Raw genomic sequence first — 13184 nt, 5'->3', positions numbered from 1 at the left:
GAAATCGGATCCAATCCGGGCGCCGCTGAAAGGCCGCTACCATGATTTTAAAAAAGGCACCAGTAGATCGCCTGCACAGGACTCTGTGCATCAATGCGATGGTCAGAATTGCGGCAGCGTCGTCACTGGCGCGCAGGTGACGTGGGCGGATCGGGACACTCATCCTCGTTGGCCGCAGTGGTCGGATCTTCGCGGTGGTGGCGACCGAAATGGGCGATCAGCCACTCGCTGTGTTCTTCGCGTTTTTGGATCTGGTAGAGCGCGAACTCCCGGATCGCCAGGGCAAAGACCCCAAGGCCGCTGAAGATCAGGATGATCGTGCCAATCTTCCCGGCCGCCGTCACGGGAACAAAGTTCCCGTAACCCACGGTGGAAATGGTCACGACCGTAAAGAACAGGCTGTCCAGCCAGTTCCACCCCTCGGCGTAATGAAAAAAGACTGTACTGAAAACGACGATACCGATGAGGGTGGCAAAGATACTGGACCGCTTAATCTGCATTATTCATCCTTTGGTCCGGCTTCCAACTGGGACATGATGTCGGCGATCACCTGCTTCCACAGTTCGGGCGGCTGGGCACCGGGTACGGCGTGCTGGTTGGCCACCACGAAGGTCGGGACCGAGTTCACGCCCATCTTGCGCGAATGCGCATCGCGGGACTGGATCGCCTCGATGTCGTTCTCGGTCTCCAGCAGTTTCAGCATGACATCGCGTTCCATGCCAATCTCTTGGGCAATGTCAGCCAGGATTTCGGGATCACCAATATCGAGGCCTTTGACGAAATAGGCTTCGAACAGGGCATCCACGGCCGCGGTCTGTTTGCCTTCGGTGCCTGCCCAATGGATCAGCCGATGCGCGTTGAGCGTATTGGGCGTGCGCTTCATGCCTTCGAAATCGATCGACAGTCCGGCCTGTTCAGCATGTTCCACGATGGGGGCATAGGCCCGCACCGCGCCTTCCTTGCCGCCAAACTTCGCCTCAAGATAGGCGCGCCGGTCCATACCTTCGCGGGGCATGTCGGGGTTCAGCTGGAAGGGGTGCCATTCGATCACAAAAGGATGGTCGGGAATCTCGGCCAAGGCTTTGTCCAGATGCGTCTTACCGATATAGCACCAGGGGCAGATCGGGTCCGAAAGAATGTCGAGCTTGACCGAAGGAAGGCTGGTCATGGGTTATCCTTTGAAATAGGCCGGCAGGGCGCGCCTCAGTAGTTTTCCGTTTGCGCCAGTCGGCAGGGCCTCAAGATACACATAGGCGCGCGGTTGTTTGTAACGCGCCAGGCGGTCCGTGGCAAAATCCCGAAGGTCGGCTTCGGGGATCTCTTGCGGGCCGGTGTAGAAGGCCACGATAATATGTGTGTCTTCCTTGACTTCAACCGATGTCACCCCGACTTGCACAATCCCGTGATGAGCGGCAAGCGTGGTCTCGACCTCGATGGGCGAGACGCGGAAACCACCGGCGTTCATCATGTCATCGGCGCGCCCCAGATAGGTGATCTGGCCGTCGGCCGCCATGGCGCCCTGATCGCCGGTCAGGAACCAGTCTCCCTGCATGCGCGCCTCGGTTTCATCGGGGGCGTTCAGATAGCCCAGCATCAGACCGGGGTCCGACCGGTGCACGGCGATGGTACCTTCGGCGCCGCGCGGTACTGGCCCGTCTGGACCAAGGATCGCCACCCGGCGTCCTTCCTGCGGCTGGCCAAGCGCATCGCCGCGCGCCGGGTGTGCCGGGCTGGAAGAAATGAAGGTCGAACATTCGGACATGCCGTAGGCCTCAAAAAGGGCCCGGCCGGTTCGATCCCTCCAAAGCTCGGATAGGTGGCGCGAGAGCTTTTCACCGGCACAAAGGCCATGGCGCAGATCCGGCAGGTCAAGAGTGCAATTAGAGTTGAGGATTTTTCGATAAACGCCCGGCGCAGCAGCGAAAATGCTGGCGTGGTGGTCGCGCAGAAGTGCCGGGATTGCCTCGGGCGGTGTGTCGGGATCAGGGATCAGCGCGGTTGCGCCAATGCTCCACGGATCCATCAATCCGGTGCCTAGGGTGAAGGTCCAGTTGAAGGCGCCGGCGTGCAGCAGGCGGTCGTGTTCTGAAAGGTCGTACCAGTCCCGCACCATCATCTGCCGCGCCCAGATGGCGCGGTGGGCATGGGCGACGGCGCGGGGTGATCCGCTGGTGCCTGAGGTATAGACCACATAGGCCAGACGGTCGGGATCCCCGATGTCATACTCGCAGGGCGGAAGGTCGCGCATCGCGGTCAGTTCTGGCAGGATGATTTCGCGCGGGTGATCGGCGCAGGCGACCGACGGGTCGCGCAGAACTGCGGCCACGTCGAGTTCCGCAATCATCTTGGCGGTTTCCGGTGCGGTCAGCTGCGAGGAGGTCGGGACGGGTACCAGACCAGCCGCAATCGCGCCAAGATAGGCCAGCGGGAAATCGACCGTATTGCCAAGGCGCATCATCACAATGTCGCCAGGGCGCAGACCCGCCGCCAACAGCCCCGTGCCGGTCCCGCGCACCGCGGCCTCCAGCTGGGCGTAGGTCCATTTCTGGCTTTGATCGCCGCCAAGGACCTCCAACGCAGGTTTTTGAGGGTGGTCGGCTGCGAAACGCAGTACATGAGCGGCCATGTTGAACGGCGCCGGGCAGGGGGCAAAGGGCCCATTGTCGAAAACTGATATCATGGATCTTCGCTAGCGTGACACGTGCCGCGTTGCAAGCTGCCGTGCTGCGGCCTATAGAAACAGCATGACTGGCCGCGACCCCAAAACCCTTATCACCATTGCCCGCTCTGGCGGCAAAGACACGCAGGCAGAACCGCTGGACCTTGGCGCCCGCGTGCGGGAATTGCGCAAGGCGCGGGACTGGACGCTGGAACACGCGGCCAATCAAGCGGGGCTGGCCCGTTCGACCCTTTCGAAGATCGAAAACGGCCAGATGTCCCCGACCTATGACGCCCTGAAAAAGCTGGCTGTCGGGCTGGAGATTTCAGTACCGCAGCTGTTCACCCCGCCGCAGCGCGATCAGGTGAACGGGCGGATGACAGTGACAAAATCCGGTGAAGGATCGCATCAGGCGACGGCCACCTATGAGCACGAACTGCTCGCCGATGGTTTGACCCGCAAGCAGATGCTGCCGTACCGGGCCCGGGTCCGGGCGCGCTCGATGGATGAGTTTGACGGCTGGGTGCGGCACGACGGCGAGGAATTCCTCTATGTACTGACCGGGGTGATCATGCTTTATACCGAGTTTTACGAGCCGGTTGAAATGCGCCGGGGCGACAGCGCCTATTACGATGGTGCCATGGGGCACAACGTGATCTCGCTCAGCCCGGATGATGCGACCATTCTGTGGGTCACGTCCTTGGTCTGAAGGCCGCAGTGAAGTACTGCTGGCAACTCCCTGAATTTTTATGATTTTATTTTTTGAGGGATGGCGCCCAGGAATTTTCGCGCATCACCGTATAACCTGCGCTACGGGCATTTCAGCCCACAGCGGTCACAGCGGCTGTAGTCCGCACCCCAACGCGATGACCAAAGGAACACGGCGCTCAGATCGCATCGCGTTCCAGCTCTTCATGCAGCCTTTCCCAAAACAGGAAGTCGTCGGCCTCTTCCTGCGCCTCGGTGAGCGTCAGGTGATGCGACTGGGCCAGGTAAGCAACGAACCCGTCCTTGTCGCCGATCGGACAGGGAGCATACCGGCGTTGAAGATACGGAAACCGCTGTTTGGCGCGGGGAAAGCGGACCGCCCAGCTGGCCGAAGCAGAGAAACATGACATTTCGAGTACCCCGTGAAAACAACAACAATACGGTATTATGGTAGCAAATATGTCAAAAAAGAAAACAATTGGATCATGAAGATCTTCACGATCACGCGAAACCGCTGTGATCAACGCCTAGTGGTTGCGGCGCCGTGCCCAGTTACTCTGGTTGATACCACCAAACGTCGGGGAAGAAGCCCGTGCGATCACCATATATTGGAAGGCTCTCGGGATGGGCCAGTTGCCGCTTATGGGCAATGCGCCCTTTGTCGTATTGCCAGATCGGGATCACATAGCGCCCCGCCGTCAGCACCCGGTCCAGTGCCCGTACCGCAGCGGTGAAGTCATCCGTGCTCTTTGAGGTCAGGAGTTGGTCAATCATCGCTTCGGCGGCGGGGCTGTCGATGCCCATCAGGTTGCGGCTGCCCGGTTGGTTGACCCCGGCGCGCCCCCAATAGAGTTTCTGTTCGTTGCCGGGGCTGAGCGAAAGATCGCGGCGGAACCGGGTCAGGTCGAAATCGAACTCGGACTGGCGCGCCACATATTGCGCATTATCAACAAGCTCTGGCGTGATAGTGATGCCCAGACGATCCAGTGCGCGGGCGTAGATTTCCACGATGGTTTTCATCTCTGCATCGCCCTGGCGCAAGAGGACCGACAGCGTCAGCACCTGTCCGTCAGGATTCTTCAGCACGCCGTCCTGCACGGTCCATCCTGCCTCGGCCAGCAGGGCGACTGCACGGCGCAGATTCCTGCGGTTGCGTTTGGTGCCATCGCTGGTGGGCAGGGCATAGCCTTCCAACGTGCCGGGCAGCAGGCTGTCGGCATAGGGCCGGAGCAGTGCGCGCACCTCATCAGGCGCGGGACCGTCCCGCATGCCAAGGGTGGAGTTGGAGAAATAAGAGGTGATCCGCGGCTGGATACCGCCGGTGACGGTGCCGTTGATATATTCGAAATTGAAGGCAAGGATCAGCGCCTCTCGCACGCGCCAGTCATCCAGCGGTGCGCGGCGTGTGTTCATCGCCAGTCCGGTCATGCCGGATGGGCGCTGATGCGGGATCTCGCTTTTGACCACGTCGCCATTGCTGACGGCGGGAAAGTCATAGGCGCTTTTCCATTTGTCGGCGTTGAATTCGCGATAGGCGCTCAGCTCTCCGGCCTTGAAGGCCTCGAACAGCACCGTCTGATCGCCAAAGAAATCTATGCGGAGCTCGTCAAAGTTATGCATGCCCCGCCGCAGCGGTAGATCCGCGCCCCAGTAGCCGGGATTGCGGGAAAGGGTGACAAACCGGCCCGGCTCGAAATCGGACACCACATAGGCGCCAGTGCCGATGGGCGCCTCGCTCAGGCCGGAGGCCGCGAAATCCTTCCCTTCCCACTGCGCCTTTTTCAGGATCGGACGCATACCGGCGATCAGCGCCAGCTCCCGGTCTTCGGTATTGAAGGTAATCTTCAGGCTGCGTGGACCGGTCTGTTCAATCCCGGCGACCTTGGACCAGAACCCGCGATAGCGCAGGTGACCTTCGGTGCCGAGCGTTTCATAGGACCAAAGCACATCCTCGACCGTGACAGGACTGCCATCGGAAAACCGCGCCTCGGGGCGCAGCGTGAATTCGACCCAGGAGCGGTCCTCGGGCACGTTGATCGATTCGGCCAGCAAGCCATAAAGGGTAAAGGGTTCATCCCAGGAGCGGCCCATCAGGCTTTCGTATCCCCAGAAGCGGAGCTGCCAGGGCGGGGTGCCTTTCTGGGCAAATGGGTTCAGCGTATCAAAGCCGCCGGTGTTGCCGACAACCAGCCTGCCGCCCTTTGGCGCCTCGGGGTTGGCATAGGGAAGCGCGGTGAAGCCAGGGTCCAGCGCCGGTTCGCCATACATTGCAATACCATGGGCTGATTCTGCGGCTGCAAAACTGGCGTTGAGACAAAGCCCGATTCCCATCACAAGCGATCTGGCGGCGGAGAAATATTCTGACCTCACTTTGGCAACAATCCCATTCTGCCCTTATTTACTTGAGCCTTCACGGTAGAGGCGCGTCTTTGTCTTTTCAAACTTTTAGCTTGGATGAAAGCACGAAATTGCGTATAAAGGGGTCACTGCTCGATAGGTTTCTTGCCTGTATGAAACCTGCCTCAATAACTTAACGCCCGCTTCGTGCGGGCGTTTTTTTTGGTGAAATCGTGTGGTTTTCGATGGCAAATTGCTTGGGAGAGTACGGCGGAAGCGCTGTGTATTTCGGCCGTCCTGGATGAACAAGTCAGTAGTCCTACGCGTTTTCTTTGCCCCGGTCACGTGGCAGAATGCCGCGCAACTCAACTCAGCTCAAAGGACACCTGAGATATGACACTGAAGGGCAAAACGGCGGTGATTACCGGATCGAATTCGGGCATCGGCCTTGGCGTTGCGCGCGAGATGGCGCGCGCCGGTGCGGATGTGGTTCTGAACTCGTTCACCGACAGGGACGAAGACCACGCGCTGGCCGAAGAGATCGCCAAGGAGTTCTCGGTCAATGCCCGCTACATTCAGGCGGATATGTCCAAAGGCGAAGACTGCCGCGGCCTGATCGACAAGGCGGGTAACTGCGATATTCTGATCAATAATGCCGGGATCCAGCACGTCGCCCCGATTGATGAGTTCCCGCTGGACAAATGGGATGCGATCATCGCGATCAATCTCAACTCGGCCTTTCACACCACCGCAGCGGCGCTGCCCAAGATGCGCGCAGCAGGCTGGGGCCGGGTGGTCAATATCGCCTCTGCCCATGGCCTGACCGCATCGCCCTATAAATCGGCTTATGTGGCGGCCAAGCACGGCGTGGTCGGTATGACCAAGACCGTGGCGCTGGAAACCGCTGAAGAGCCGATCACCGCCAATGCGATCTGCCCGGGTTACGTGCTGACACCGCTGGTCGAGGCGCAGATCCCGGACACCATGGAGAAATACAACATGGGCCGCGAGGAGGTGATCAAGAAGGTCATGCTGGAGCGTCAGCCCTCGCGCGAATTCGCCACGGTTGAGCAACTTGGCGGTACGGCTGTCTTCCTTTGCTCGGATGCGGCTGCGCAGATCACCGGGACCACGATCAGCGTCGATGGTGGCTGGACCGCTCTGTAAGCGGTATGGGAAAAGGAATGGAGTGGCAGCGAGATAGCTGCCGCTCTTAATGCCGACATTGCAGGCTAAAGCACGAAAAAGCCTAAGTCGTCAGCCTTTGGCCCCGTCGGCGGGCGGCTGCGTCGGGTCCTTGGGGTTCGGGTAGACCAGTCCGGCGGAAATCACCAGTTTCGCGGCATCCTCGACCGACATGTCGAGAACGGTCACATCCTCTTCTGGCACAAACAACAGGAACCCGGAGGTCGGGTTCGGTGTTGTCGGGATGAAGACGCTCATCAAACCGCCGGATGTTTCGGCCCGCTGGGCAATTTCACCCTTTGCCTTGGTCGAGACAAAAGCGATCGCCCAAACGCCCTTGCGCGGATACTGGATCAGGCAGGCGGTATCAAAGCTGCTTTCCGACTGAGCGAATACGGTTTCCGAGATCTGCTTGATTCCGGAATAAACCGAGCGGATCACAGGCATCCGGTCCACTAGGTTCTCTGCGAACCCGATCAGCGAACGGCCGATGATGCCTTTTGCAATCCAGCCGACGATGATGGTGAACAACAGGAAGATGATCAGCCCGACGCCGCGCAGGTTGATGCCGATATATTGCTCGGGCCGCATGGTATGCGGCACCAGGGGCAGAACCACACCGTCAATCCAACCCATCACGGTCCAGAGCAGCCAGAGTGTCAGCCCCACCGGCGCGATCACGACGATCCCGGTCAGAAAGGAAGAGCGCAGTCGCGCGAACAGGCCGGGACGGCGGTGGGGTTCTTGATCAAATGGAGTGGTCATGGGCGCATTCACGATGACAGATGCGGGGAACCTAGGCACTGTTCAGCAGAACGGCAATGGCCGCGCTGCCGAATTACCATATCAGTCCGCGATTGCGTTCAATTCCTGAGCAATAGCCGCGGCAAGACGGGCGTTGTTGCGCACAAGCGCGATATTGGCCACCAGCGAGCGTCCTTCGGTCAGATCAAAGATGCGCTGCAGCAGGAAGGGCGTGACGCCCTTGCCGGAAATACCCTGCGCATCGGCCTCGGATTGGGCCTGTGCGATGATCGGAGCCAGTTCCTCGGCCGGGATCTGTGCCTCGGTCGGGATCGGGTTCGCGACCAACTGCCCGCCGTTGAGCCCCATGGCCTGGCGCATGGCATGGGCGCTGGCGATCTCCTTGGCTGTGTCCATACGGAGCGGGGCATTGAGATCGGATTGCCCCGACCAGAAGGCGGGGAAGCTGTCCTGACCATAAGAAATCACCGGAACCCCTTGGGTCTCCAGAACTTCCAGCGTTTTCGGGATGTCCAGAATCGCCTTGGCGCCAGCCGCAACGACCGTCACCGGGGTTTGCGCCAGCTCCATCAGGTCGGCGGAGATGTCAAAACTGGTTTCGGCGCCCTTGTGCACACCACCGATGCCGCCGGTGGCAAAGACGGAAATCCCCGCCAGCCGGGCAGCGATCATGGTGGCGGCCACGGTGGTCGCGCCGGTGCCGCCACTGGCGATGCAGGCAGCGATATCTGCGCGCGACACCTTGGCGACGTCTTTCGCCTGGCCCAGCGCCTGCAACTCATCCGCTTCTAGGCCTACGTACAGCTTGCCGTTCATCACCGCCATGGTGGCCGGAACCGCGCCCGCATCGCGAATGTCCTGTTCGACCTGTGCGGCGGTTTCCACGTTTTGCGGATAAGGCATGCCGTGGGTGATGATGGTGCTTTCAAGCGCGACAATGGCGCGACCGGCAGCGCGGGCCTCGGCCACTTCTTGGGAATATTTGATGGGGATCACAGCGGAGGCTCTCCTGAAACATATGTGGCTGCGGCGGCCAAGGCCGATGCCAGCGCCTTTGCGGGCGGCTCGCCGCGGGTCTCGGCGGCGATATGCGCCGCCATGAAAGTGTCGCCAGCGCCGGTGACGCGGGCCACGGTGACCTGCGGCGGCTCCAGCGTAAAGGTATTGTGTGCGTCTGCCTTGGTGGCCGTGCGGCTGCCGTCGGTGACAAGAACCCGCGCGGCGCCGCGCTCCAGCAGGGCGGTTGCGGCGGTTTCGCTATCGGCAAAGGTGTCCTGGCAGAGCAAACCGGCCTCTTCGAGGTTGACGTAAAGCGTGCCCCGGCTGCGCATGAGGAAAGGCCGCAACCGTTCTGCCTTGCCCGGAGAGGCAGGCGCCACCCGCAGGTCGGCATTGGCAAAGGCGGGGCTGGCGGCGATGTCGTCCAGCAGGGACAGGGTCAGGTTGCCATCCAGCGCAACCGGCCCGGCATAGGGCGCGGTTTCCGAGCCGAGGGTGCCATCCAGCAACGGGCGCAGAATTTTCGCCCCTGCGGCCTCAAGCGAATGAGCATCGGCAATCGCTGCGATCAGCCCGTTGGCGCCTTCGACCGCCATATACTGGTCGGTCGGTAGATCTTCGGAGCGGTAGACGTGCTGCGTATCAAGCCCGAGGTGACCACAGGCGGCGATCAGCTCATCCCCTTCGGCGTCCTGACCAATCGCGCTCAGCAGCGCGGGTTTCAGGCCAAAGCGAGCCAGTGTCATGGCGATGTTCATGGCAACGCCGCCGGGCAGGCGGGTGATCCGCCCCGGCATGTCAGATCCGCGTTGCATGTCAGAGGAGCAGCGGCCAATCACGTCCCACAGCACCGATCCGATGCAGAGAATCTGGGCGGGAGCAGGTTGGGCCATGGGGGTATCGGAACGGGGCGATGTCATGGCTCTCTCTTGCCGCCTTTCACGCGCCCCCGCAAGCGGCTTTGCAACCTATGGCACCGCAAAGGTCAGCGCAGCCCAAAGCGTTTCCCATACCGCGCCGGTTTCCGGGTCGGACGGGCGCAGCACAACAGCGTCCAGAAGATAGGTATGGCCGGGCTTGACCGGGATCTCGGCGCGCCCCGCTGCATCAGTCTGGGTCAAGGTGATGGTCACGCTGTCATCGGGCGCGCGTTCGAAGATTTCGACCTGTGCGGCTGCGCGCGGTTTTTGCTGATAGAACAGCTGAACCGGTAGTGTGTCACCCTTGAACGTATAGGGGTTTTCCAGTGCAACAAACTCTGTCTCCATGCCGCTTTCCCGGTCCGACCCGGCGCCGCTGCCGACGGCAATCAGGGATTTCGCGTGCCTGCTGTAGCGTTCGGTGAAACCATCCACCGGCAGGCCGCGCCCCTCGTGCCGGGCGCGGATATCGGCAAATCCCTTATGCTCGGCGAAGGCGTCAAATTTTTCCCATGTTTCATAGGTCAACGTTTCCGGCATAGTTTCATGGACCAGAGTCAGCAACCCGTCCCGTTCGGCGGTCACTGTCAGGGCCGGTAGATCGCCCATGCGCCCCTCGTAAGGGGTGGCGGTGTCACCGGTGATTACCTCGGAGCGTTTGGTGCGAGTTTTGAAATAGGGCAGCCGAAAGCCCTTGAACTCTTGCCCGTTCAGCAATTGCGCTGGGAGTTCCTCTCCGGATTCAACTTGATAATTCTGCGGTTCGATCCAAAACTCATGGGACAGGGCCGGGTCCGCCAGCCTGAACGAGAATGCAAAAACGAGTAAACAGGCCAGGTGATTTTTCATGACGAATTCTTTGTTGCTGCGTGGGATGAAGGTGGCATGCCTCTGCCTGCTGTCAAGTCTCGGCTTTTGGGGCGCCGAACGCGCCCTAGCCCATGAGGTGACACCGGCCATTGGTGATTTCACAATTGAGGACAACACGTTACATCTGTCTCTTCGTTTGAATGCAGAGGCATTTGTCGCCGGTATTGATCTGGATACGCACCAAGACACGGAAGCGGCCGATCAGGCGGGCGATTACGATCTGTTGCGCGCCATGTCGCCCGAGGAACTGGCGCCGATGCTGCGCCTGTTTGCCGAGGACTGGCTGAAAACCCTTGATGTCGAGGCAGGTCGCCCGGTGCCGCTGGTGGTGGAAGATGTACGCGTCGCACCGGTTGGTGATGTCGAACTGCCGCGCGAGAGCGTGCTGTCCCTTTCGGGGGAGCTACCGCCGCTTGCCTCGGCGCTGACGATCCGCTGGCCAGAAGGGGCTGGCGCCGTGGTTCTGCGTCAAAACGGGGTGGAAGAACCTTTTACCGGCTATATTCAGGGCGGTGAGAGCACCGGACCCATCGCGATCGGGGGCGGATCGGCCTTGTCCCCGGCAAAGGCTTTTACCAGCTATATCCCGGTCGGCTTTGACCACATCCTTCCAAAAGGTTTGGATCACATCCTGTTTGTCCTGGGGCTTTTCTTCCTCAGCACCCGTCTTAAGCCGCTGCTGTGGCAGGTCAGCGCCTTTACCGTCGCCCACACCATCACGCTGGCTTGCGGTGCGCTGGGGCTGGTGACTGTGAACCCGGCGGTGGTGGAGCCGCTGATTGCGGCCTCGATCGTCTTTGTTGCGGTTGAGAACATCTTTGCCCGGCGGCTGCACAGCTGGCGGACGGTGGTGATCTTTGGTTTTGGCTTGTTGCACGGGCTGGGCTTTGCCAGCGTACTGGGGGAATTTGGCCTGCCGCAGGCGCAGTTCATTCCGGCGCTGATCGGGTTCAATGTCGGGGTTGAACTGGGGCAGCTGACGGTGATCGCGCTTGCCTATCTGCTGGTCGGTTACTGGTTCGGCGGCCATCCGAAGTACCGCGGCCGCGTGGCCATTCCGGCGTCCCTGACGATTGCCTTGATCGGCAGCTACTGGTTCGTGGAACGCGTCTGGCTCTGATCGTGTTCCCATCGCCCCGGTGTTGCGAGTGCGAGGCGATGGAACGCCATCTGGGAGGGCTGAGGCTCAGCCCATCGCCTTGATAAAGGTCTGAAGCGCCGCAACGGGATCTTCGCTGCGCCAGATTTCCTCGCCAATGCCAAAGAAATCCGTGTAGGGAGAAAGGCGTCCGACTAGCTCTTCAGTCAGCCCGCCTTCGGCCACAACCGGCACTTCGACCACTTCGGACCACCACTGGAACAGCTCCTGCTCGGCCACGGCGCCATCACCCAGACCGGAAGTGCCGACGGGGCCAAAGCTGATGTAATCGGCGCCGGCTTCGCCTGCGGTCAGCCCGTCGTGACGCGAGGCGCCGCAAAAGCTTCCGACGATGGCATCGGCGCCAAGCGCCTTGCGGGCGCTGCGCACGGATTTGGAGGCATCCGTCAGGTGCACACCATCAAGGCCCAGCCGCTCGGCCAGGATCTGATGATCGGAAATCACGATGGCCACGTCTCGCGCCAGGCAGACCTCGCGCAGAGCGTCACCGGCGCGGCTCAGCGTGCCTTCATCGCGGCTTGCCAGATCCAGGCGCACGCAGGCAATCTCGGTGCTGTCGAGCACTTTGGCCAGTTGGTCGGGAAACCGGCCCAGTTCGAAACTGGGCGGCGAAATCAGATAGATCTGGGGCTTTTCCACTGTGTCCGCGGCGGTATCCATCAAGGGCGCTCCTGTTGCTTGCTGGCTGGTGTTTAACGCATCTGCCACAGGACGCAAGGATCCTGCGTCGGCCTGCGACGCCGGGAGCGGCAGTGGATGCCCTTGCCGTTCGCAGCCCCTGCGATTACAGCAGGGGAAAATGCCCTTTGGGCGCTATGGAGACTGACATGCCCAGCGATATGCCACAGCCCGCCTTTGTTCTGGTGCGCCCCCAGATGGGCGAAAACATCGGCGCCGCCGCCCGTGCGATGTGGAACTTCGGGCTGGACCGGATGCGTATCGTCGCGCCGCGCGACGGCTGGCCGAACCCAAAATCGGTGGCCATGGCCTCGGGTGCGGGGCGGCTGCTGGACGAGGCATTGCTGGCACCCGATGTGCCCGGCGCGCTGGAGGACTGTTCCTTTGTCTTTGCCACCACGGCGCGCCCGCGGGAGCTGACCAAACCGGTCTACAGCCCCGAAGCGGCGATGAAGCTGGCGATTGAAAAGATCCGCGGCGGTGAGAAGGTCGCGGTGATGTTCGGCCCCGAACGTGCGGGCCTAGAGAATGACGACATCGCCCGTGCCAATGCCATCATCACGGTGCCAGTCAACCCGGAGTTTGCCTCGCTCAACCTTGGGCAATGCGTGCTGCTGGCTGCCTATGAATGGCGCCGTCAGGCGGCGGAGGTCGAGCATGAGGTTTTCGAGATCGGCAAGTCCGACTGGGCAACCGGCGTTGAGGTGGAGGCGCTGGTGACCCATTACGAGGACCGGCTTGAGGAAGCCGGCTATTTCTTCCCGCCGGAAAAGGCGCCGGGGATGAAAGTAGTCTTCCGCAACCTGTTCAGCCGCATGCGCCTGACGCGGGCCGATGTGCAGATGCTGCATGGGGTGATGCGGCAGATGGTCCGCTGGAAGAAAATGTCGGACGATAGCTGAGC

Annotated in this window: 14 protein-coding genes; 4 read left to right on the top strand and 10 right to left on the bottom strand. The window is 61.0% G+C overall.

Annotated elements, in window-relative coordinates; all coding sequences use genetic code 11:
• Positions 1-122: 122 nt before the first annotated feature.
• From C6W91_RS03205 to C6W91_RS03195, 3 genes are read right to left on the bottom strand one after another with little or no spacing between them, the layout of a single operon-like run.
• Positions 123-500, bottom strand: a complete 378-nt coding sequence (locus tag C6W91_RS03205; RefSeq protein ID WP_065270239.1) for a potassium channel family protein — start codon at positions 498-500, stop codon at positions 123-125.
• Complete coding sequence (locus C6W91_RS03200) at positions 500-1168, bottom strand: DsbA family oxidoreductase (protein WP_274867471.1); 669 nt, start codon at positions 1166-1168, stop codon at positions 500-502. Before C6W91_RS03200 ends, C6W91_RS03205 begins: the two co-directional genes overlap by 1 nt.
• Positions 1169-1171: 3 nt before the next feature.
• Positions 1172-2680, bottom strand: coding sequence for a class I adenylate-forming enzyme family protein (locus tag C6W91_RS03195; protein WP_274867470.1), 1509 nt, complete (start codon positions 2678-2680; stop codon positions 1172-1174).
• Between the two features lie 64 nt (positions 2681-2744).
• Between C6W91_RS03195 and C6W91_RS03190 the strand changes: the two genes are divergently transcribed.
• Positions 2745-3368 (top strand): helix-turn-helix domain-containing protein, encoded by a 624-nt coding sequence (locus C6W91_RS03190; protein ID WP_274867469.1) that lies wholly within the window; start codon positions 2745-2747, stop codon positions 3366-3368.
• Between the two features lie 178 nt (positions 3369-3546).
• Here C6W91_RS03190 and C6W91_RS03185 read toward each other — a convergent pair whose 3' ends face one another.
• Together C6W91_RS03185 and C6W91_RS03180 are read right to left on the bottom strand one after the other, a co-directional pair.
• On the bottom strand, positions 3547-3777 hold the full coding sequence (locus C6W91_RS03185) for a hypothetical protein (RefSeq protein ID WP_274828089.1): 231 nt from the start codon (positions 3775-3777) through the stop codon (positions 3547-3549).
• A 142-nt stretch (positions 3778-3919) separates the two neighbouring features.
• Positions 3920-5635, bottom strand: a complete 1716-nt coding sequence (locus C6W91_RS03180) for an extracellular solute-binding protein (protein WP_370570428.1) — start codon at positions 5633-5635, stop codon at positions 3920-3922.
• A 462-nt stretch (positions 5636-6097) separates the two neighbouring features.
• Here C6W91_RS03180 and C6W91_RS03175 point away from each other — a divergent pair, with 462 nt between their 5' ends.
• Positions 6098-6871, top strand: a complete 774-nt coding sequence (locus C6W91_RS03175; RefSeq protein WP_274867467.1) for a 3-hydroxybutyrate dehydrogenase — start codon at positions 6098-6100, stop codon at positions 6869-6871.
• Between the two features lie 90 nt (positions 6872-6961).
• Here the strand turns inward: C6W91_RS03175 and C6W91_RS03170 are convergent, their stop codons facing one another.
• The 4 genes from C6W91_RS03170 to C6W91_RS03155 all read right to left on the bottom strand — a co-directional run bounded on the left by C6W91_RS03170 (position 6962) and on the right by C6W91_RS03155 (position 10422).
• Positions 6962-7654: a DUF502 domain-containing protein gene (locus C6W91_RS03170; RefSeq protein ID WP_065270246.1), complete on the bottom strand. Its 693-nt coding sequence runs from the start codon at positions 7652-7654 to the stop codon at positions 6962-6964.
• A gap of 81 nt (positions 7655-7735) precedes the next feature.
• Positions 7736-8650 (bottom strand): pseudouridine-5'-phosphate glycosidase, encoded by a 915-nt coding sequence (locus tag C6W91_RS03165; RefSeq protein WP_370570427.1) that lies wholly within the window; start codon positions 8648-8650, stop codon positions 7736-7738.
• Positions 8647-9573 carry a PfkB family carbohydrate kinase gene (locus C6W91_RS03160; protein ID WP_274867466.1) on the bottom strand — a complete coding sequence of 309 codons (927 nt, stop codon included), beginning with the start codon at positions 9571-9573 and terminating at the stop codon, positions 8647-8649. The genes C6W91_RS03165 and C6W91_RS03160 overlap by 4 nt, the downstream gene beginning before the upstream one ends.
• A gap of 48 nt (positions 9574-9621) precedes the next feature.
• Positions 9622-10422 carry a DUF4198 domain-containing protein gene (locus C6W91_RS03155; RefSeq protein ID WP_370570426.1) on the bottom strand — a complete coding sequence of 267 codons (801 nt, stop codon included), beginning with the start codon at positions 10420-10422 and terminating at the stop codon, positions 9622-9624.
• On the opposite strand from C6W91_RS03155, the gene C6W91_RS03150 reads away from it, so the two are divergent.
• Positions 10421-11563 (top strand): HupE/UreJ family protein, encoded by a 1143-nt coding sequence (locus C6W91_RS03150; RefSeq protein WP_274867464.1) that lies wholly within the window; start codon positions 10421-10423, stop codon positions 11561-11563. The genes C6W91_RS03155 and C6W91_RS03150 overlap by 2 nt on opposite strands.
• 66 nt (positions 11564-11629) lie before the next feature.
• On the opposite strand, the gene C6W91_RS03145 is transcribed toward C6W91_RS03150, so the two are convergent.
• Positions 11630-12262 carry a thiamine phosphate synthase gene (locus C6W91_RS03145; RefSeq protein WP_370570425.1) on the bottom strand — a complete coding sequence of 211 codons (633 nt, stop codon included), beginning with the start codon at positions 12260-12262 and terminating at the stop codon, positions 11630-11632.
• A 167-nt stretch (positions 12263-12429) separates the two neighbouring features.
• Here C6W91_RS03145 and C6W91_RS03140 point away from each other — a divergent pair, with 167 nt between their 5' ends.
• Positions 12430-13182 (top strand): RNA methyltransferase, encoded by a 753-nt coding sequence (locus C6W91_RS03140; protein ID WP_065273454.1) that lies wholly within the window; start codon positions 12430-12432, stop codon positions 13180-13182.
• Positions 13183-13184 lie beyond the last annotated feature (2 nt).

The sequence above is a fragment of the Phaeobacter sp. SYSU ZJ3003 genome, assembly GCF_041300735.1.
GTDB lineage: Bacteria > Pseudomonadota > Alphaproteobacteria > Rhodobacterales > Rhodobacteraceae > Phycobacter > Phycobacter gallaeciensis_A.
Note: the sequence above shows the minus strand (reverse complement) of the source record. Positions and strands in the feature narration are given on the sequence as shown.

Coding starts and splice junctions, on each gene's coding strand:
- C6W91_RS03190 (WP_274867469.1), top strand. CDS start 2,745: ATGACTGGCCGCGACCCCAAAACCCTTATCACCATTGCCCGCTCTGGC.
- C6W91_RS03155 (WP_370570426.1), bottom strand. CDS start 10,422: ATGAAAAATCACCTGGCCTGTTTACTCGTTTTTGCATTCTCGTTCAGG.
- C6W91_RS03180 (WP_370570428.1), bottom strand. CDS start 5,635: ATGTATGGCGAACCGGCGCTGGACCCTGGCTTCACCGCGCTTCCCTAT.
- C6W91_RS03160 (WP_274867466.1), bottom strand. CDS start 9,573: ATGACATCGCCCCGTTCCGATACCCCCATGGCCCAACCTGCTCCCGCC.
- C6W91_RS03145 (WP_370570425.1), bottom strand. CDS start 12,262: ATGGATACCGCCGCGGACACAGTGGAAAAGCCCCAGATCTATCTGATT.
- C6W91_RS03140 (WP_065273454.1), top strand. CDS start 12,430: ATGCCCAGCGATATGCCACAGCCCGCCTTTGTTCTGGTGCGCCCCCAG.
- C6W91_RS03205 (WP_065270239.1), bottom strand. CDS start 500: ATGCAGATTAAGCGGTCCAGTATCTTTGCCACCCTCATCGGTATCGTC.
- C6W91_RS03170 (WP_065270246.1), bottom strand. CDS start 7,654: ATGACCACTCCATTTGATCAAGAACCCCACCGCCGTCCCGGCCTGTTC.
- C6W91_RS03150 (WP_274867464.1), top strand. CDS start 10,421: ATGACGAATTCTTTGTTGCTGCGTGGGATGAAGGTGGCATGCCTCTGC.
- C6W91_RS03200 (WP_274867471.1), bottom strand. CDS start 1,168: ATGACCAGCCTTCCTTCGGTCAAGCTCGACATTCTTTCGGACCCGATC.
- C6W91_RS03185 (WP_274828089.1), bottom strand. CDS start 3,777: ATGTCATGTTTCTCTGCTTCGGCCAGCTGGGCGGTCCGCTTTCCCCGC.
- C6W91_RS03175 (WP_274867467.1), top strand. CDS start 6,098: ATGACACTGAAGGGCAAAACGGCGGTGATTACCGGATCGAATTCGGGC.
- C6W91_RS03195 (WP_274867470.1), bottom strand. CDS start 2,680: ATGATATCAGTTTTCGACAATGGGCCCTTTGCCCCCTGCCCGGCGCCG.